The following is a 17,943-nucleotide window of genomic DNA, read 5'->3' on the forward strand; positions in this document are numbered from 1 at the left end:
AGCTGATCACGGCGGTCAGCCCGCGGTGAACACCTCGCTGCCGCTGCTCTTGTCGATCAAGCGCCGCAGCGATTCCGGGGCGGTGGTCTCCTGCCCGATCCGGATCGTCTTGTTCGTGCCGTGGTAGTCGCTGCTGCCCGTCGGCACCAGGTCCAGTTCGGTGGCGAGCTCCCGCAGCTCCTGCCGGGTCGGCTCGTCGTGGTCCGGGTGGTCGACCTCGATGCCGGTCATGCCGCGGGCGGCCAGCTCCGCCACCACCTCGGCGTTCACCACCCGGCCGCGGGCGCGCGCGAACGGGTGCGCCAGCACGGTGACCCCGCCCGCGTCCGCGATCATCTCGATCGCCCGCAGCACGGGGGTGTCGGTGCGCGGCAGGTAGTAGCGGCCGCTGCTGCCCAGGTACCGGGCGAAGGCCTCGTCGACGCTGGCCACCATGCCGGCGCGCACCAGCTGCCGCGCCAGGTGCGGCCTGCCGCCCGGCGAGTCCGGCGGCAGCCCCGCCATCAGCTCGTCCGCGTCGACCGGGAAGCCCTCGGCCTCCATCCGCTCGGCCATCTCCCGCAACCGGCCGCGCCGCTCCGCCCGCAACCTCGACTGCTCGGCGACCAGCGCCGCGGACGTCGGGTCGAACAGGTACGCCAGCAGGTGGACGGTGATGTCGCGGCCGTTCCCGTCCGGGCACGTGCAGGACAGCTCCGCGCCCGGGACGACCCGGATCCGCCCGGCACGGGCGGCCACGGTGTCCGCCGCCTCCGCCCAGCCCGCCGTGGTGTCGTGATCGGTGATCGCGACGACGTCCAGCTCCGCTCCGATCGCCGCGTCGACGAGCTCCGCGGGCGTGTCGGTGCCGTCGGACTCGGTGGAATGGGCGTGCAGGTCGATGCGCAAGCGTGGCCTTTCCGTTCGGGCCGGTCCGTCGACCGGCGGCGGGCTGCGGTCGCCGCGGAGGTCACGCCGCTGCGGCGAAGGCCCGGCTCCTCGACCGGCCCGGCGGACCGGTCTTCCGCTGGGCACAGTCTCGCCGATGGTCCCGGTACCTCCCGAACCAGCCCACGAAGAAGAGCCGGGGCCGCGGGAGATCCCGCGACCCCGGCTCGGCAGCGACCGGTTCAGCTCGGAAGCTTGGCCTTCTTCTTGCCCACCGCCGCGCGACGGGCCTTGAGCATGGAGAAACGCTCTTGCTGGGCCTTCTTCTCCCCGAACACCAGGTAGGAGATCGCGTCCTCCACCTCGTCCGGGTTGGGCACGTACTCGATCCGGTTCAGCGCCTGGATCTGCCCGGCCGACTCGACCACCAACGTGCCGTAGCCGAACATGCGCCCGGCGAGGGTCCGCTGGAAGGTCAGGTCGGTGACCTTCCCGATCGGCATCATCGCCACGTTGGTGGTGAAGATGCCCTCCGCGATCAGGAACCGCTTGTCGGTGACGACGATCCGCTCCACGTACCAGTCCAGCACCTGGTAGGTGAACCGGAGCAGCACGACGAGGCCCGCGTACCAGAGCACGTTCTGCGGCAGGCTCGTGTCCTGCGGCAGCAGTTGGGACACCATGACCACGCCGACCAGCAACCCGATCGCCTCGAACAGTTCCCAGACCAGGCTCGCCCAGTGTCTGCGGAGCCGGATGACCCGGCGTTCGGTGTCGAGCAGGTACTCGTCGGGATCCCTCGGCGCGAACACGTCAACCGCCCTTCGGCGCTGCTACACGAAGATGTTCTGCATGAAGGTGATGACCGCCTGCGCAGCCTCTTGGAGGCTTCCCAGGATGTTGTTCACCAGGTCACCGGCTTGCTGTGGGGCGGAGAAGAGGAAGAAGAGGAGGAACGCGACCCCGGCCCAAGTCAGGATCTTCTTAAGGTTCACTGCGATACACCCCGTCCGAAAAGCCATTGAACACGCTGGCGCCTGCCGATCTGTTGTACCGCACTCGGCGGCTGTAGGGCAGCATTGTCCCGCACTTGGGTCAGTCGTTAGCCGAACCGTCCGGATCAACTACCCTCCGTGTCGGTGAGCATAACCAACGGACCGCTGATCCGGTGCGTCGGCGCCGTCGTGCATGACCCGCGCGGACGATTGCTGCTGGTGAAACGGGCCAACGAGCCCGGCAGGGGCCGGTGGTCGGTGCCCGGCGGCAAGGTGGAGCCCGGAGAAACCGATCGTTCGGCGGTACGGCGCGAACTATCGGAGGAAACGGGACTCTCCGTGATCGTCGGCAGGTGGCTGGGGCGGGTGCTGCGCCCGGCCCCGACCGGGACGTTCGACATCCACGACTACGCGTGCCGGGCCGATGACGTGGTGCTTTCGCCCGGCGACGACGCGGCCGACGCGATGTGGGCGGATGCTGCGAGCTTTGCCACACTCGACGCCGAACACCGGTTGACCGACGGGCTCGCCGCGACCTTGCGGGGTTGGGGGCAGCTCCCGGGCCCGTCCGCCCGGAGCTGAAACCGGCGGATCCGGCGGTTCGCACAATCGGCGCGATCCGGGCGAAATCCAGGGCGTTCCAGGCGTGCGCGCGGCAGAAGTTCACCCGTTTCGCCGTGTCCCAGCACACCCGGCACCGCCGCCGCCCGTACCGAGAACGACGAGTATCGTGAACCGTTGGCCGGTCCGGACCACTCGCGCACGGCGAGTCGGGCAGAAGGAGGTGAGGGATTGTGAGCGGCGGTGCCGATAGCGCGCTTCCGAGTAGTACCAATCGCATCCCCGCCTGGGAGGCCTGCGGCTAGGCCGGTTCCAGGTGCCCATCGGCGCCGGTGGGGATGCGCGGTCGAGATCACCCGAGATCCGATTCCCGCCCTTGGAGGTCGCCGTGCCCAGCCTTCCCTCGCTCGGCCTGCGCAACCGCGCAGCGCGCCTCAGCGGTCGCACCGCGCCCGGCCCGGCTTCCCCACCCGCTTACGTCGTGGACTGCGGCGTGTACGTGGACGGGGTGCGACTGCCCGGCGACCGGTCGCACGCCGAGGCGATCGACGAGGTGCGCAGGCGCGGCGCCGGGTTCGTCTGGATCGGGCTGCACGAACCGGACGAGGCGCAGCTCAACGGGCTGGCCGAGACGTTCGGGCTGCACGAGCTGGCCGTCGAGGACGCGGTGCACGCCCACCAGCGGCCGAAGCTGGAGCGCTACGACAGCACGCTGTTCATGGTGCTCAAGACGGTGCGCTACATCGCCAACGAGAAGCTCACCGCGAACAGCGAGATCGTGGAGACCGGTGAGCTGATGGCGTTCGTGGGCCGCGACTTCGTGATCACGGTCCGGCACGGCAAGCACGCCAGCCTCGCCCAGGTCCGCTCGCAGCTGGAGACCGACCCGGAGCAGCTGCAGCTGGGTCCGGCCGCGGTGCTGCACGGCATCGCCGACCACGTGGTGGACACGTACCTGGAGGTCACCGAGGCCATCCAGGACGACATCGACGAGATGGAAGCCGCCGTGTTCGCGCCCCGGACCAAGATCGAGGCCGAGCAGATCTACCTGATGAAGCGCGAGGTCATGGACCTGCGCCGCGCGGTGATGCCGCTGGCGAAGCCGCTGCAGCGGCTGGCCGAGGGCTACACGCCGATGGTGCCGGAGGAGGTGCGCTCCTACTTCCGCAACGTCGAGGACCACCTGACGACGGTGTCCGAGCGGGTGGCCTCGTTCGACGAGCTGCTGACCACGCTGGTGGACGCGACGCTGGCCAAGATCACGCTCCAGCAGAACACCGACATGCGCAAGATCTCCGCGTGGGTCGCGATCGTGTCGACGCCGACGATGATCGCCGGGATTTACGGGATGAACTTCGACAACATGCCGGAAGTGCACTGGACCTTCGGCTATCCGGCGACGCTGCTGGTGATGATGCTGGCCTGCCTGACGCTGTTCAAGATCTTCCGGCGGAACAAATGGCTGTGACCGCGTGCCGTAACGTTTTCGATCACCCGGGCGATGTAGTCCGCAGAGGCTCGACCGCCGCGGTTCCGCGCCGCGAGCGCTCTCCCCGAACGATTCGCCGCCGTGAGGATTCCGGTGCGCGTCGGGAAGAAGTGAGGAGGTAGTCATGTCGATCGTCGTGCGCCGCAGTGCGATGGGGCGGCGGGTGTTCACCCGCAGGCTGCCGCTGAGCGGATCGGGGAACGTGGCACCGGAGCGAAGTCCCAGGTCGCCGCGCCGGGGGCGAAAACCCGGTGCGATGTGGGACGCGCTGTCCGCCTCGCCGCGCACGCCCGCCGTGCGCTGATCACCGTTGCGGCACCGCCGCCCCCACATCGTGAGACGACATTCGCATCGATCATTCTCACGCTGCCGGGAGGCACCGCCATGACTCGTCTCGCCACCAACAAGCTCGCCCTGCTGACCACCCTGCTGATGGGGTGGATCCTGACGCTGTTCATCATCATCGCGCAGCAGGGCTGAATTCCCCGGGTCCACTGTGGACCTCGTTGATCGCATTCCCGTTCGGGTGATCCGCACGCGTTCGCGGATCACCCGTTGCGCGGATTCCCCGGTCGGCGCGCCGGAAAGCGGGTTAGAACTGTCCGCACCTGGAACCCCTTGAAATCGAGGAGTGGTGCGGATGTTCGCCCGCCCGGCCCGGTACGCCCGGTCGATCCTGCTGTGCTCGCTGTTGCTCGCCTCCGCACCGCCCGCCCACGCGGACGAGACCCGGCTCGACGCGCTCACCGCCGAGATCGTGGACCGCACCAACCAGGTCCGAGCCGAGGCCGGGTGCGGTCCGCTCGCACCCGCACCCGAGCTGGAGCACTCCGCGCAGGCGCACGCGGCGGACATGGCCGAGCAGAACTACTTCGCGCACTCCGACGCCGTCTCCCCCGTCCGGGTGCTGCCGCGCGCCGAGGTGCTGGGCGAGAACATCGCCGCCGGCAACGCGGCCGCCGCCGAGACCTTCCACCAGTGGATCACCAGTCCCGGGCACCGGGCGAACATCCTCGACTGCAGGTTCACCGGCATCGGCGTCGGCCACGCCTACGACCCGAGCAGCACCTACGGGCACTACTGGGTCCAGGAGTTCGCCGGCACCACCTGATCGCGCGGGCCGCGCTCATTCCTTGACCGCCCCGGACGTGAGCCCGGAGACGATGCGGCGCTGGAACAGCAGCACGAACAGCACGATCGGCACCGTGATCACCACGGCCGCGGCGGCGATCGTCCCGGTCGGGTCCTCGAACTGCGAGTCGCCGGTGAAGAACTGCAACGCCACCGGCACCGTGCGGGACGCCTCCGTCGACGTCAGCGAGATCGCGAACAGGAAGTCGTTCCAGCAGAAGATGAACACCAGGATCGCCGTGGTGAACACCCCGGGCGCCGCCAGCGGGGCGATCACCTTCCGGAACGCCTGCCCCGGGGTCGCGCCGTCCACGGTGGCCGCCTCCTCCAGCTGCCACGGGATCTCGCGGAAGAACGCGGACAGCGTGTAGATCGCCAGCGGCAGCGAGAACGTGGTGTACGGCAGCACCAGCCCCGGCCAGGTGTCGAACAGCCCGAGCGTCCGCTCGATCTCGAACAGCGGTGCGACCAGCGAGACCTGCGGGAACATCGCGATGAGCAGCGACACTCCCACCAGCGCCCGCTTGCCGGGGAAGTCCAGCCGCGCGATCGCGTAGGCCGCCATCGCACCCAGCACCACCGCGATCGCCGTGGAGATCAGCGCGATGCCGATCGAGTTGAGCAGCGCGCGCAGGAACTCGCCGGTCTGGAAGATCGCCGCGTAGTTCGCCAGCGTCCACTCCGCCGGGATGAACCGGCCGTCGCTGAGCCCCGCGGAGGTCTTGAACGACAGCGACACGATCCACAGCACCGGCACCAGCGCGTACGTCACCACCACCGCGTTGAGCACCGTCCACTTGGCGGTGTCGGCCGGTTTCCGGCTCATCGGCGGCCCCCGTCCTCGTCGGCGCCGGGCGCGGCCGCGCCGAACAGCTTCACGAACAGGAACGCGATCAGCGCCACCGCCAGGAAGATCAGCACCGACATGGTGGAGCCGATGCCGAGGTTCAACCCCTTGATCAGGTTGTTGTAGGCCAGCACCGACACCGAGGAGGTGTCCTGCGCGCCGTCGGTGAGCACCACGATGTTGTCGAAGACCCGGAACGCGTCGAGCGTGCGGAACAGCACCGCCACCAGGATCGCCGGCTTCATCACCGGCAGCATCACCTTCGTGAACCGCTGCCAGGGGGAGGCGCCGTCGATCCGCGCGGCCTCCAGCAGGTCCTCGGACACCAGCGCCAGTCCGGTCATCAGCAGCAGCGCCATGAACGGCGTCGTCTTCCACACCTCGGCCAGCACGATGATCGCCAGCGCGCTGCCGCGCTCGGTCAGCGGCGCGCCGTCGGTGACCAGGTTCGCCAGGTAGCCGGTGTCCGGGGTCCACGCGTAGCGCCAGCTGAACGCGGCGACGACGGTGACGATGCCGTACGGGATGAGGCTGACCGTGCGCACCAGGCCGCGCCCGAGCACAGCCCGGTGCATGATCAGCGCCAACGCCATGCCCAGCACGAACTCGATGACCAGCTGGGTGGCGACGATGAGCAGCGTGGTGCCGAACGCCGTCCACCAGTACTGGTCGGACAGCACCGTCAGGTAGTTCTCCAGTCCCACGAACTCGCGCTGGTCCGGGTACTTGAGGTCGTAGCGCTGGAACGACAGCCACACCGCGTGCAGGATCGGCCAGCCGGTGACGGCGAGCATCACCAGCGCGGCCGGTGCGCACAGCATCCAGCCGAGCCTGCGCTCGGCGCGCTTCGCCTGGTCGACGGCGGACGTCACGGCAGCACCCCCCGCGAATCCAGGGCATTCTGCACCTCGGTGCGGATCCGCTCGGCGGTGCGCGGCGGGTCGATCCGCGACGCCGGGGACAGCAGCTTCGACAGCACCGTCGAGACGTTCTGGTAGGCGGGCGTGATCGGTCGGATCGCCGGGTCCCGCAGCTCTTCCAGGATGGTGTCGCGCATCGGGTACTCGGCGGCCATCTCGGGTGCGGCGTAGACGGATTCGATGGTGGGTGGCACCCCGTCGTGGATCGCGGAGAACCGCTGGCTGTCCGGGCTGCGCAGGCACAGCGCCGCGTCGAAGGACGCCTGCGGGTTCGGCGAGTGGGCGCTGACGGCGAGGTTGAACCCGCCGAGGGTGACCTTGCTGGGCCGCGCCGGGTCGGAGCTCGGGTAGCGGGCCCAGCGGACGTTCCGCGCGATGTCCGGCGCGTCCTCCTGCATCGACGGGTAGACGAACGGCCAGTTCAGCTGGAACGCCGCGTCGCCCTGCTGGAACTCCAGCCGGACGTCGTCCTCCTGCGAGTTGGACATGGACCGGCTGGTCAGCCCGGAGTCGGCGAGGGCCTTGAGCTGTTCCAGCGCGCGCACCACGCCTTCGTCGACCACGGCGCGGGTGCCGTCGTCGGAGATCAGCTTCCCGCCCGCGGAGGCCAGCAGGGTGTTGAACTGCACCACGTAGCCCTCGAACTGGGCGCCCGGGACGAGGATCGTCGACGGCTCGCCCGCGGCCTCGAACCGCTTCGCCTGCTCGATCATCTCGTCCCAGGTGCGCGGAGGCCGGTCCACCACGTCGGAGCGGTACCAGAGCAGCTGCACGTTGGTGTTCTTCGGCGCCCCGAACAGCTTCCCGCCGTAGCGGGCCGAGGCCAGCGGTCCGGCGAGGGTGCCGTCCTCGGCTCGCCGCCGGTCCGCGCCGGTCCACTCGCGGACCCAGCCGGCGCGGGCGAACTCCGCGGTCCAGGTGGTGTCCAGGCCGAGCACGTCCATGCCGTCGTCCTGCGCGGCCAGCCTGCGCACCAGCTGCTCGCGCTGGCCGTCCGCGTCGCGCGGCAGCTTGTGGTAGACGATGCGGTACCGGCCGTCGGCCTGGTCGTTGCACCGGTCGACGACGGTCTGGAGGTTCTCCTCCGGCGCGTAGTACAGGTTGACGACGTCGTCGTGCCGCGGGGCCGCGCAGGCGCTCAGGGCCGAGACGGCCAGCACCGCCGTCCCGCACGCCGCGGCCAGCCGGACCGCGCCCCCAGCGCGTCTGCGCACCCTCACCGTGGTCGGACCTCCCGGTCTGCTCGCGCAGGTGCGCCCGAGGCCGAGTGCCCGCGCCCCGCCGCACGCCACCGCCGCACCGATGATCAGCGCGGTGACAGCAACCTAGGGCGCCGCCGACACCCGCGACAAGCCCCCAACCGTGCGCACCGCCGGTGTCCGCGAACGGTGCGGGGTCCCGACACGAGCGGAAGAGGCGTACAACTTTCCACACGCCGAGGAGGTGACCGATGAAGACGATGTCCTGCTCCGAGTTCCGCGCCGAGTACGCCGAAACGCTGAACTCCGTGGTCGACGACCGCGAGGAGGTCGTGATCACGAGGGCCGGGCACGAGCCGGTCGTCCTGGTCGCGCTGGACGACTACGAGTCGCTGAAGGAAACGGCCTACCTGTTCGAGAGCCCGGAGAACGCCCGCAGGTTGCTGTCCTCGATCGAACGGCTCGAGCACGGCGGGGGCGTCACGCGGGACCTCGTCGAATGAAGTTCGTCCGGGATGCGAACGCGTGGGCGGATCACGTCTGGTGGCGGAGCCAGGTCCGCAAGGTACGCACGAGGATCAACACGCTGCTCAAGGACGTCGAACGGAACGGGAACGAGGGCATCGGCGAACCGGAACCGCTCGAGCACGGGTTCCACGGGTTCTGGTCGCGCCGCAGCACCGATGAGCACCGCTTGGTCTACCGGGTCCAGGAGGACCAGATCCAGATCGCCGCCTGCCGCTACCACTACGACGGCTGACCGCCGTCCGCCAGAATGCTCCGCCGCGGCGGGACCCCGGACGAGCCCCGGAGAGACGAGCTCACGGGGACGCTTGCGGGCGCATCGCCAGGTGCGCGAGGAGGTTCCGGCCGTGCTCGGCGTGCCGGGGCTGGGCCAGCACGTCGTAGCGCCCCGCGACCAGCTGGCTCGCCGAGGAGAAGTCCCGCCGCCCGCGCATCGCCGCGTACCCGGCGGCGGCGAACCCGACGCCGATGAGGATGCCGCCGCCCAGTCCGGCCAGCATCGAGCTCAGCGCGCCGGTGCCCTGCGGCGACGCGATGCTCATGACCAGGCCGATCAGCAGCCCGATCCACGCCCCGGAGGCCGCTCCACCGGCCAGCACCTTGCCCCAGGTCAACTTGCCGGTGACCCGCTCCACGAGCATCAGGTCGACACCGACGATGGTCACCTCCCGCACCGGGAAGTCCGAGCCGGCCAGGTGGTCGACCGCGCGCTGCGCCTCCTCGTACGTGCCGTACGAGCCGATCGGCCACCCCGTCGGCGGGGTGGGCATGCTGCTCGGTGAACCCGGCGCCGGCCGAGCCGAGCCGGAAAACGGGTAGGACACCGCTGACACCTCCGTGGAGCGCACTTCCTGGCGGGACCGGCAGGAGCCCGATTCGTCCCCTATCGTCCCCACCTCCAGGCTACCCCGACACCTCGGGCCGGAGATCGTCTTGGGTGGCGGGGCGCAGCGACCACGGCCGCAGCTCCACCCGGCCGCCGGTGACGTTCCACGCGCCGCGGCGCGCCGCCCGCCGATCCGCCCACCAGGCGTAGGCCAGGATCGCCGCGATGAACGGCAGCACGTCGCCGACGGGGAAGTCCCCGGCCTGCTCCACCCCGGGTACCCCGCCGAGGCCGCCGACGAGCAGGCTCAGCGAGTTGTTCACCACGTGCAGCGCGATCGCCGCCTCCAGGCCGCCGGTGCGCACCACCAGCCAGCACATCGACACCGCCATCACCAGCAGCTGGCACCACACCAGCGGATCGGTGTAGCCGTGGCCGAGCAGGAACAGCAGCGAGGTCAGCGCGATCGCGGGCCACGGGGTGCGGAACCAGGCGCTCACCGCCTGCAGCAGGAACCCGCGGAAGGCGAACTCCTCGGCGGCGCTCTGCACCGGCACCACCACCAGCGCCAGCAGCGCCACCCGCCCGTAGTCGGCCCAGCCGGGGAACCCGGGGCCGAACGAACCCCCGGTGACCCAGGTCAGCAGCGCCGAGACCGCGAACGCGACGGCGAACACCGCGAGGGCGGCGAGCAGGCACTCCGCCGACCACCGCCGGCGGAACCGGCCGGTGACCCCGATCAGCTGCCGCGGGCTGCGCCGCTGCACCCACAGCGCGGTGAGCACCGCCGCCGGGATCAGCGAGACCAGCGCCCCGAAGGAGACGAACAGCAGCACGAACGGATCCCGCACGAGCGCCTCGACCGACTCCGGGTCCCGCACGAGCGCCGCGATCCGCACGTCCCCGAAACCCGCCGGGTACACCACGAACGCGGCCAGCACCAGCATGGCGACCAGCAGCAGCACGAAGGCCAGCACCGCGAACACCAGCAGCGCCACCAGCGGCCGCCACCAGCGGTGCCGGGCGTCGCGGGCGAGCAGCTGGTACGGGACGCCTGCCTGCACCGGGCCGGCCGGGTAGTCGCTCACCTCGCTGATCATAGTGTTCGGGGGCCGGCGACCGGTTCGCCGCGAACCACCTCCGATCGGGCGGAACCGGTGCCGCCCGCCGTCCCGGACCGCTCGGCGCCGTGCTCGGGGCGCGGGCGGGGCCGCAGCAGGTCCACCGTGGACAGCAGCACCATGTGCGCGTAGGCGGCCGCGATCGCGGTGGGCACCAGCCACCCGACCTCGCCCACCGGCGGGTCCACCAGCCACAGCGCCGTGGTGAACACGGCCGCCGACAGCAGCGCCGCCACGGCCCGGCCCCACGGCCGCAGCCCCAGCGAGAGCAGGAAGTTCACCGCCACGGCCGTCAGCACCAGCCCCTGCGGTCCGAGCGTCAGCCCGGTGTCGGCGATCCACACCACCGCCGCGGTCACCACCACCGCGGTGATCGCGGCAGGCAGCCAGCGGGCCGCGCCCCGGCCCCGGCTCAGCGACCGGAAGCCCAGCCACAGCGCGGAAGCGGCGACCACGATCAGCGCCAGCAGCACACCCGCGTTCATCTGGAACGGATCGAAGGTGAACGGCCGCAGCGCCGCGACCGCCGAGGAGTCCGGCGGCAGCACCGCGATCCGGTCCCCGGCCGACGCGCCCGGGTACCAGCCCATGCAGTAGGTCGTGCCGTCCGGATCCGCCGGCGGCACGGCCGGGCAGCTCAGCGAGACCTCCCGCGGGAACAGCGCATCGGATCCGGCCGGGGCCACCCCGCTGAGCACCACGGCCGTCGCGCCGAGCAACGCCGCCAGCGCCACGCGGCGCGGCGCGGCGACCGCGAGCACCGCCAGCAGCAGCACCGGCTTCACCACGGTCGTCGCCACCCGCCCCAGCAGCCGCAGCACGCCCGCCGTGCCCGGCCGCACCGCGCGGTAGGCCACCAGCCCGGCCCGGGTCGCCATCGAGGCGAGCCGGGGCTCGCCGAGGTCCGCCACCCGCTCGCGGCCGACCGAGTAGCGCCGCACCTCGTCGGCGAGCGGCTCCGGTTCGGGGATGTCCGGCAGCGCGGGCTCGCCCGGGTCGGCGCCGGGTGCGACGGTCGCGACGAACGGCACCTCCTGGGCGGCGATCGTCCAGTGCAGCCGTTCCACGACGAGTTCCTTGGTGCGGGTCAGCGGGTGCTCGTCGACCGGGTCGGCGAACATGGCCGCCAGCTCGGCGCGCACCTGGTCGGCGTGCCGCTCCCACAGCTCGGCCAGGAACGCCCGCCACCGCTCGGAACCGGCGGCGTCGCCGAGCTCCGCGCGGGTCGGGGTGGTGACGATCTCCCGCAGCCGGTCCGCGATGCCCTCCGGGCCGAGGCCGCCGCTGTGCCGCAGCAGCCGCGCCGGGACCAGCAGCAGCCCCACCAGCGCCGACGCCGAGTCGAGCCGCCCCCACATCCAGTCGTTCGCGCGCCACCGCGCGGACAGGAACGCGCCGAAGTTGCCCAGGTCGCCACCGCGCACCTTGTCCTCGACGTGCAGCTCGCCGCCGGTGCGCAGCGCGTCGAACGGCAGCGGGGAGCGCGCATCGCTGACGACGCGCAGCAGGTTGATCCGGTCGCCCGGCGAACGGCCGACGTCCAGCGGCGCGGTCAGCACCACCAGCGCGCGGAGCACGGCGGCGCGCCGCTCGGTGCGCTCCAGCAGCGCGTAGCCGACCTGCTCGGGGGAGGCGGTGCGCTCCGGGGCGTGCCCGGGCGAGCGCGCCCCGGACCGCTCGCCGTCCCCGCGCGGCGGAGCCGCGGCGGCGAGCCGGTCGGCGATGCGGTGCAGCACCACCCGCGCCTCCGCCACCGCGTCCACCCCGTGCTCGTCCTCGGGCACCGCGTCGGCGCCGGAGGACTCGGCGATCGACGAGAGCTCGGCGGCGAACTCCTCCAGCGCGCGCTGGAACCGCTCCCCCCGGTCCACCTCGTCGAGCACCGCGCCCAGCAGCGGCCGCACCGGGGACGGCAGCCGGTGCTGCAGCCGGTCCCGGCGGTCGGCGACCCGCAGCACCCAGTCCGACATCTCGCCGAGCTCGACGATCGGTTCGTGCCGGGCGCCGTCCACCCAGTACCGGTCGGCGTGGCCCTCCAGGACCTGGGCGAAGGTGCGCAGCCGGTACAGCTCCGATTTGCAGCGCCCGATCACCGGCAGCTGCTCCGCCTCGGCCCAGCGGCCGATGTCCCGCGCCCAGTCCAGGCACTCCTGCACCCCGGAGTGCAGCCCGCGCACGTCGTCGAACACCCGCCCCGGTTCCGCCAGCGCCAGCCCGGCCAGCACCGCGCCCAGCCGACGCCCCAGCACGGTGCGGACCTGCGGGGACCAGCCTTCGAGGGGTTCGCCCACCACCGGCGGCAGCAGCCTGCCGTCCTCGCTGCCCGCGGGTTCGACCAGCAGCCGCACCACCGCCTGGGCGTCCAGCTCCGCGCGCACCACCGCGTACTCCGCTTCGACCCGCTCGGCCTGGGCCAGCAGCTCCGCTTCGCGGACGGCGGGGGCGGCGGCCAGCAGCGGCGCGAACACGGACCTGCGGCGCAGTTCGGTGCGCTGCACCGCCGCGTTGTGCTCGTCGAGCGCGTGGATGTCGGCCAGCAGCGACTCCTGCGACATGCGGGCGCTCATCGCGGTGGAGGCCACCGGTAGCGCCAGCTGCCTGCTCAGCGGCCTGCCCTCGCCGACCGTCTCCGGTTCCGGGTTGAGGTACAGCAACCAGCGCGAGCTGGGCCGCTCGGTGGGCACCGCGGCCATCGCCTCCACGGCCGCGGTCACCGGGATGTTGTCCAGCACCCCGCCGTCGATCACCCGGTACGGGCGCGGATCGGTGGTCGTCTCGGAGAACACCCCGAGCATGTCCGGTTGTCCGGCCGGTGCCCCGCCGATGCTCGCGTGCACCTGCGCCGGTTCGAACGCGAACGGGAACGAGGAGGTGGCGCGCGCCGCCTGCGCCATCCGCAGCGCGGTCGCCGGGAAGTCGGGGCCGGTGCCGAAGTCCGACAGCGGCTGCCCGGAGCGACCGCGGTGCCGGAACCGGAACATGGCGGTGCGGCGCTGCTCGACCAGCGGCCCGGAGCGGCCGTCGAAGTGCCGCTCCAGCACCGGGTCCAGCAGGGTCGCGGTGAGCAGCAGGTCCAGCCGGGACCCGAGGTTGCGGGCGTCCCGCGGATGCGGGGTGAGCTCGGTGATCAGCCGGGCCAGTTCGGCGCGGAAGTAGTCGTCGCCCTCCAGCAGCGAATCGGGCCTGCGGTGCCAGAACTTCGGCACCGCGCGGCTCATCGCCTCCAGATCGGCGAGCCGCACCCACAGCTCGCGCATGTCCTCGAACGGCATGCCGTAGACGATCGAGGCGGCCAGCAGCGTCGCGTTCAGCCCGCCCGCCGACGCCCCGGCGAGCACGTCCACCGACACCGAGTCGTAGCCGGCGAGCCCGGCCAGCGCCGCCCACGGGTGCTCGGCGTCCACATCGGTGCGCTCCGCCCGGGGCGGTTCGACCCGTCCCGCCCGGTCCGCGGCCGCCCGGTCCACCGCCGGCCGGTCCGACCGGGACGTCGCGCAGCGCAGCAGGTCGATCTCGGCGACGGCACCGCCGATCCACACCGCGAGGCTCGCCCCGCCGCGCATCGCCAGCGCCAGCCGGAGCTCCTGGTCGTTCTCCGCGCCGGTCCGCGACACCGCGTCCGGTTCACGCCCCCCCGGTTCGCCCACCGGTTCCTGATCCGCCACGTCGCCGCCCCCTCGGTCGACCCGCACGCCGGGGCCGGTTCGTCCAGCGGCGGCTCCGGCGATCACTGTTGATCAGAACGTACCGCGCCGCACCGGCCCCGGGATCGCCCACACGGGCGGTGCGGCGCAGGTCATCACCCGGTGGGCGGGGTCCAGCGGTCGGTGCGGGACATGCCCGCGGCGCGGCCCTTGCCCGCGATGACCAACGCCATCTTCCGGGAGGCCTCGTCGATCATCTCGTCGCCGAGCATCGCCGCGCCGCGCTTGCCGCCCGCCTCCGAGGTGTGCCACTCGTAGGCGTCCAGCACGTTCTCCGCGTGGTCGTAGTCCGCCTGGCGCGGCGAGAACAGCTCGTTCACCGCGTCCACCTGCGCCGGGTGCAGCACCCACTTGCCGTCGAAGCCCAGCGCCGCCGAGCGGCCGCCGACCCGCCGCAACCCCTCGACGTCCTTGATCGCCAGGTACGGCCCGTCGATCGCCTGCACGTCGTGCGCCCGCGCCGCCACCAGCATCCGCATCAGCACGTAGTGGTAGGCGTCGCCCACGTCGTAGCCGGGCGGCTGCTCGCCGACCACCATGGACCGCACGCCGATCGAGGCCATGAAGTCGGCGGGGCCGAACACCAGCGCTTCGACGCGCGGCGATGCCGATGCGATGGCGTCCACCTCGGCCAGTCCGCGCGCGTCCTCGATCTGCGCCTCGACGCCGATCCGGCCGACCTCCAGGCCGGTGGCGCGCTCCACCTGGGTCAGCGTCAGGTCCAGCCAGCGCACGTGGTCCGGGGTGGACACCTTCGGCAGCACGATGGTGTCCAGGTTCTCCCCGGCGGCCTCCACGACCTCCACCACGTCCCGGTAGGTCCACTGCGAGGTGAGGTCGTTGACCCGCACCGAACGGATCTTGCCGTCCCAGCCGCCCTCGTTCAGCGCGGCCGCGACCCGGCCGCGTGCCTCCGCCTTCGCCAGCGGGGCAACGGCGTCCTCCAAGTCCAGGAAGAACGAGTCCACCGCCAGCCCGCGGGCCTTGTCGATCATCTTGGCGCTGGAACCGGGAACGGCCAGGCAGCTGCGGCGGGCACGTCGGCGATCGACCACGGGGAACCTCCTCATCGGGCACGGGCACCCAGCTCTCTACCACGGCCCGCACCGCACCGGCTGTGACCCCGGTCGCCGCGACTGCCCGGCACCGGCCCGGCGACTAGCCTGATCAGCGTGGCAGCCACAACCAGGGTCTTCGCGGCGCGGGTCGCCGGGCTCGCCGTGTTCGGCCCGGACGGCGAGTCCATCGGCAAGGTGCGCGACGTCGTCGCCGGGCTGCGTGCCGCCGGGCAGCCGCCGCGGATCCTCGGCCTGGTGATGGAGATGGCGGCGCGGCGGCGGATCTTCGTGCCGATGCTGCGGGTGGTGCGCGTCGAGCCGAACGCGGTCACCCTCGCCACCGGCTCGGTCAACACCCGCCAGTTCCACCAGCGGCCCAACGAGGTGCTGGTGCTCGGGCAGCTGCTGGACGCGAAGGTCACCCTCGCCGCCACCGGCGCCTCGGCGGTGCTGGTGGACGCGGCGCTGGAGCAGACCCGCACCCGCGACTGGCGGATCAGCAGGCTCGCGGTCCGGGAGCGCACCGGGCGGCTCGGCAGGCGCGGTCCGGTGCAGGTGGTGGAGTGGGACCAGATCACCGGGCTCGCCGCCGCGGAGCTCACCGACCGGCCGCAGGGCGTGGCGCAGCTGCTGGCCCTGCTGGACACGATGCGCGCCGTGGACGTGGCCAGCACGCTGCACGAACTCCCCGCGAAGCGCCGCTACGAGGTGGCCGAGGCGCTCGACGACGAACGGCTCGCCGACGTCGTGGAGGAACTGCCCGAGGACGACCAGAAGGACCTGATCGGGCACCTCGGGGAGGACCGGGCCGCGGACGTGCTGGAGGCCATGAGCCCCGACGACGCCGCCGACCTGCTCGCCGAACTGCCCGAAGTGGACAAGAACCGGCTGCTGGAGCTGATGGAGCCCGCCGAGTCCGCCCCGGTGAAGCGCCTGCTCGCCTACTCGGCGGACACCGCGGGCGGCCTGATGACACCGGAGCCGGTGGTCCTCGGCCCGGACGCCACCATCGCCGAGGCGCTCGCGATGGTGCGCAACGCGGAGCTGCCGGTGGCGCTGGCCAGCATGGTCTTCGTCTGCCGCCCGCCGTCGGCGACGCCCACCGGCCGCTACCTGGGCTGCGTGCACATCCAGCGGCTGCTGCGCGAACCGCCGTCGACGCTGGTGGCGGGCGCGCTGGACACCACCCTGGCGAGCCTGCCGCCGACGGCGACGCTGGCCGAGGTGACCCGCTACTTCGCCGCCTACAACCTGGTGTGCGGTCCGGTACTCGACGACCAGGAGCACCTGATCGGCGCGGTCACGGTGGACGACGTGCTCGACCACCTGCTGCCGGAGAACTGGCGGGAGAGCGGGCTGCCCGACGACCGGAACTCCCCGGACGCACCGAAAGCGAGCGACGATGCCTGAACTGCTGTCCCGGCGGCGGCTCGACCAGCCCCGGATGCCGCGCCGGTTCACCGTGGACTTCGACCCGGAGCTGTTCGGCCAGATCTCCGAACGCGTGGCCCGCTTCCTCGGCACCGGCAAGTTCCTGTTCTGGATGACGGTGTTCGTGATCAGCTGGATCGCGATGAACCTGTTCGCGGTGGGCCTGCGCTGGGACCCGTACCCGTTCATCCTGCTGAACCTGGCGTTCTCCACCCAGGCCTCGTACGCGGCGCCGCTGATCCTGCTGGCGCAGAACCGGCAGGACGACCGGGATCGGGTGTCGCTGGAGGAGGACCGCGCGCGGGCCGAGCAGACGAAGGCCGACACCGAGTACCTAGCGCGGGAGCTGGCCGCGCTGCGGCTGGCGATCGGCGAGGTCGCCACCCGCGACTACCTGCGCGGCGAGCTCGACCGGTTGCGCGACGAGCTGCCCGGCACCGAGAGCGCGGGCGCGCGGCGCCGCCGCCAGGGCGCGGAGGGCCGCGAGGACGCGTGATCGCGCGGCGGCGAACGCGCGATCAGGCCTGGGCGCGCTGCCCCGGCGGGGCCGGAACGCCGCCGGCGGCGAGCTTCTCGCAGGTCCGGGCGAACTCCTCCAGCTCCCGCGGCTCGGTCACCGAAAGGAAGTACTGGGTCACTCCACCGAGGTGCGTTCTGGATGCGGTGCGCAACCGGCCTTCGCCGGCCTCGGTGATCACCGCGAGCACCCCCCTGCCGTCCGAATCGACCCGGACGCGACTGACCAGACCGATCCGCTCCAGGCGGTCGACCAGTCTCGTCACGCCGGACCTGGACAGCAGCACGGCGTCCGCGAGCTCGGTCATGCGCAGCCTGCGCTCGGGCGCTTCGTAAAGCGCGTGCAGCACGTCGTAGGCGGCCAGCGTCAGCCGCTGCTCGGCGATCAGATCTCCTTCCAGGCAGCGCGTGACGCGGGCGTGCGCGCGCAGGAAGGTTCGATAGGCCAGCAGCTCGCCACGAGTGGGTAATCGATCAAGACCCGTCTCGGTCACGATGAGTGATACTACGGAGGGCAGTCACACGAATGCGAAGCGCCCCCGCATTTCCCAGATGTGAGCACGTCGGGGCCGGTGCCTGGAATAAACCAGCGCACAGGGCTGTTCCGCCACCTCCGAGCGCACCCGCGGACGCGATCCGGACGCCCCGGCGGGCCGTCACGCGCTGCGCACCTCGCCGGTGTTCCCGGAGCTACCGGCCCGTAACATCGACGGTCGGCCCGTAGCATCGAGGGCAAGCACAGCCGCAGGAAGG

19 protein-coding genes are annotated in these 17,943 nt (G+C 72.0%); 8 read left to right on the plus strand and 11 right to left on the minus strand.

The window, feature by feature from the left end:
• Nucleotides 1-15: 15 nt before the first annotated feature.
• The 3 genes from LCD35_RS08935 to LCD35_RS08945 all read right to left on the minus strand — a co-directional run bounded on the left by LCD35_RS08935 (nucleotide 16) and on the right by LCD35_RS08945 (nucleotide 1,862).
• The gene (locus LCD35_RS08935; protein ID WP_224956018.1) at nucleotides 16-888 is read right to left on the minus strand and encodes a PHP domain-containing protein; all 873 of its coding nucleotides are present in this window, start codon (nucleotides 886-888) and stop codon (nucleotides 16-18) included.
• A gap of 221 nt (nucleotides 889-1,109) precedes the next feature.
• Complete coding sequence (locus LCD35_RS08940) at nucleotides 1,110-1,679, minus strand: PH domain-containing protein (RefSeq protein WP_224956019.1); 570 nt, start codon at nucleotides 1,677-1,679, stop codon at nucleotides 1,110-1,112.
• 21 nt (nucleotides 1,680-1,700) lie between these two features.
• Nucleotides 1,701-1,862 carry a hypothetical protein gene (locus LCD35_RS08945; RefSeq protein ID WP_224956020.1) on the minus strand — a complete coding sequence of 54 codons (162 nt, stop codon included), beginning with the start codon at nucleotides 1,860-1,862 and terminating at the stop codon, nucleotides 1,701-1,703.
• 144 nt (nucleotides 1,863-2,006) lie between these two features.
• Between LCD35_RS08945 and LCD35_RS08950 the strand changes: the two genes are divergently transcribed.
• From LCD35_RS08950 to LCD35_RS08965, 4 genes are all read left to right on the plus strand, one after another.
• Nucleotides 2,007-2,444 carry an NUDIX hydrolase gene (locus LCD35_RS08950; protein WP_224956021.1) on the plus strand — a complete coding sequence of 146 codons (438 nt, stop codon included), beginning with the start codon at nucleotides 2,007-2,009 and terminating at the stop codon, nucleotides 2,442-2,444.
• Nucleotides 2,445-2,811: 367 nt separating this feature from the next.
• Nucleotides 2,812-3,891: a magnesium/cobalt transporter CorA gene (gene corA, locus LCD35_RS08955; protein ID WP_225044029.1), complete on the plus strand. Its 1,080-nt coding sequence runs from the start codon at nucleotides 2,812-2,814 to the stop codon at nucleotides 3,889-3,891.
• Between the two features lie 145 nt (nucleotides 3,892-4,036).
• Nucleotides 4,037-4,216: a hypothetical protein gene (locus LCD35_RS08960; RefSeq protein WP_224956023.1), complete on the plus strand. Its 180-nt coding sequence runs from the start codon at nucleotides 4,037-4,039 to the stop codon at nucleotides 4,214-4,216.
• 336 nt (nucleotides 4,217-4,552) lie between these two features.
• A complete protein-coding gene (locus LCD35_RS08965) occupies nucleotides 4,553-5,023 on the plus strand; it encodes a CAP domain-containing protein (RefSeq protein ID WP_224966092.1) in 471 nt (156 codons plus the stop codon).
• 15 nt (nucleotides 5,024-5,038) lie between these two features.
• Here the strand turns inward: LCD35_RS08965 and LCD35_RS08970 are convergent, their stop codons facing one another.
• Genes LCD35_RS08970 through LCD35_RS08980 form a run of 3 tightly spaced genes read right to left on the minus strand, consistent with a single transcriptional unit; the run spans nucleotide 5,039 to nucleotide 8,024 of the window.
• Entirely contained in the window at nucleotides 5,039-5,869 is an 831-nt protein-coding gene (locus LCD35_RS08970) for a carbohydrate ABC transporter permease (protein WP_224956025.1), read from the minus strand.
• Nucleotides 5,866-6,711, minus strand: coding sequence for a carbohydrate ABC transporter permease (locus tag LCD35_RS08975; RefSeq protein WP_304612886.1), 846 nt, complete (start codon nucleotides 6,709-6,711; stop codon nucleotides 5,866-5,868). The genes LCD35_RS08970 and LCD35_RS08975 overlap by 4 nt, the downstream gene beginning before the upstream one ends.
• A 47-nt stretch (nucleotides 6,712-6,758) precedes the next feature.
• Complete coding sequence (locus tag LCD35_RS08980; protein WP_224966091.1) at nucleotides 6,759-8,024, minus strand: ABC transporter substrate-binding protein; 1,266 nt, start codon at nucleotides 8,022-8,024, stop codon at nucleotides 6,759-6,761.
• A 236-nt stretch (nucleotides 8,025-8,260) separates the two neighbouring features.
• On the opposite strand from LCD35_RS08980, the gene LCD35_RS08985 reads away from it, so the two are divergent.
• On the plus strand, nucleotides 8,261-8,512 hold the full coding sequence (locus LCD35_RS08985; protein WP_224956028.1) for a type II toxin-antitoxin system Phd/YefM family antitoxin: 252 nt from the start codon (nucleotides 8,261-8,263) through the stop codon (nucleotides 8,510-8,512).
• Complete coding sequence (locus LCD35_RS08990) at nucleotides 8,509-8,769, plus strand: Txe/YoeB family addiction module toxin (RefSeq protein WP_224956029.1); 261 nt, start codon at nucleotides 8,509-8,511, stop codon at nucleotides 8,767-8,769. The genes LCD35_RS08985 and LCD35_RS08990 overlap by 4 nt, the downstream gene beginning before the upstream one ends.
• A 61-nt stretch (nucleotides 8,770-8,830) precedes the next feature.
• Here the strand turns inward: LCD35_RS08990 and LCD35_RS08995 are convergent, their stop codons facing one another.
• The 4 genes from LCD35_RS08995 to LCD35_RS09010 form a co-directional block, all read right to left on the minus strand.
• Nucleotides 8,831-9,358, minus strand: a complete 528-nt coding sequence (locus LCD35_RS08995; RefSeq protein WP_224956030.1) for a general stress protein — start codon at nucleotides 9,356-9,358, stop codon at nucleotides 8,831-8,833.
• A gap of 79 nt (nucleotides 9,359-9,437) precedes the next feature.
• Nucleotides 9,438-10,448, minus strand: a complete 1,011-nt coding sequence (locus LCD35_RS09000) for a CPBP family intramembrane glutamic endopeptidase (protein WP_225044030.1) — start codon at nucleotides 10,446-10,448, stop codon at nucleotides 9,438-9,440.
• Between the two features lie 8 nt (nucleotides 10,449-10,456).
• Nucleotides 10,457-14,146 (minus strand): patatin-like protein, encoded by a 3,690-nt coding sequence (locus LCD35_RS09005; protein WP_225044031.1) that lies wholly within the window; start codon nucleotides 14,144-14,146, stop codon nucleotides 10,457-10,459.
• Between the two features lie 134 nt (nucleotides 14,147-14,280).
• Nucleotides 14,281-15,255 (minus strand): CoA ester lyase, encoded by a 975-nt coding sequence (locus LCD35_RS09010; protein WP_255614586.1) that lies wholly within the window; start codon nucleotides 15,253-15,255, stop codon nucleotides 14,281-14,283.
• A 102-nt stretch (nucleotides 15,256-15,357) separates the two neighbouring features.
• On the opposite strand from LCD35_RS09010, the gene LCD35_RS09015 reads away from it, so the two are divergent.
• Nucleotides 15,358-16,653, plus strand: a complete 1,296-nt coding sequence (locus tag LCD35_RS09015; protein WP_224956034.1) for a magnesium transporter MgtE N-terminal domain-containing protein — start codon at nucleotides 15,358-15,360, stop codon at nucleotides 16,651-16,653.
• A complete protein-coding gene (locus LCD35_RS09020; RefSeq protein ID WP_224956035.1) occupies nucleotides 16,646-17,170 on the plus strand; it encodes a DUF1003 domain-containing protein in 525 nt (174 codons plus the stop codon). The genes LCD35_RS09015 and LCD35_RS09020 overlap by 8 nt, the downstream gene beginning before the upstream one ends.
• Before the next feature lie 22 nt (nucleotides 17,171-17,192).
• On the opposite strand, the gene LCD35_RS09025 is transcribed toward LCD35_RS09020, so the two are convergent.
• Nucleotides 17,193-17,684: a MarR family winged helix-turn-helix transcriptional regulator gene (locus tag LCD35_RS09025; RefSeq protein WP_224956036.1), complete on the minus strand. Its 492-nt coding sequence runs from the start codon at nucleotides 17,682-17,684 to the stop codon at nucleotides 17,193-17,195.
• Between the last annotated feature and the right edge of the window lie 259 nt (nucleotides 17,685-17,943).

The organism is Saccharopolyspora sp. 6V, assembly GCF_020176785.1.
In the GTDB taxonomy this organism is placed as follows: domain Bacteria; phylum Actinomycetota; class Actinomycetes; order Mycobacteriales; family Pseudonocardiaceae; genus Saccharopolyspora_C; species Saccharopolyspora_C gregorii.

Coding starts and splice junctions, on each gene's coding strand:
- LCD35_RS09010 (WP_255614586.1), bottom strand. CDS start 15,255: ATGAGGAGGTTCCCCGTGGTCGATCGCCGACGTGCCCGCCGCAGCTGC.
- LCD35_RS08965 (WP_224966092.1), top strand. CDS start 4,553: ATGTTCGCCCGCCCGGCCCGGTACGCCCGGTCGATCCTGCTGTGCTCG.
- LCD35_RS08985 (WP_224956028.1), top strand. CDS start 8,261: ATGAAGACGATGTCCTGCTCCGAGTTCCGCGCCGAGTACGCCGAAACG.
- LCD35_RS08990 (WP_224956029.1), top strand. CDS start 8,509: ATGAAGTTCGTCCGGGATGCGAACGCGTGGGCGGATCACGTCTGGTGG.
- LCD35_RS08960 (WP_224956023.1), top strand. CDS start 4,037: ATGTCGATCGTCGTGCGCCGCAGTGCGATGGGGCGGCGGGTGTTCACC.
- LCD35_RS08975 (WP_304612886.1), bottom strand. CDS start 6,711: ATGCTGTGCGCACCGGCCGCGCTGGTGATGCTCGCCGTCACCGGCTGG.
- LCD35_RS09020 (WP_224956035.1), top strand. CDS start 16,646: ATGCCTGAACTGCTGTCCCGGCGGCGGCTCGACCAGCCCCGGATGCCG.
- LCD35_RS08970 (WP_224956025.1), bottom strand. CDS start 5,869: ATGAGCCGGAAACCGGCCGACACCGCCAAGTGGACGGTGCTCAACGCG.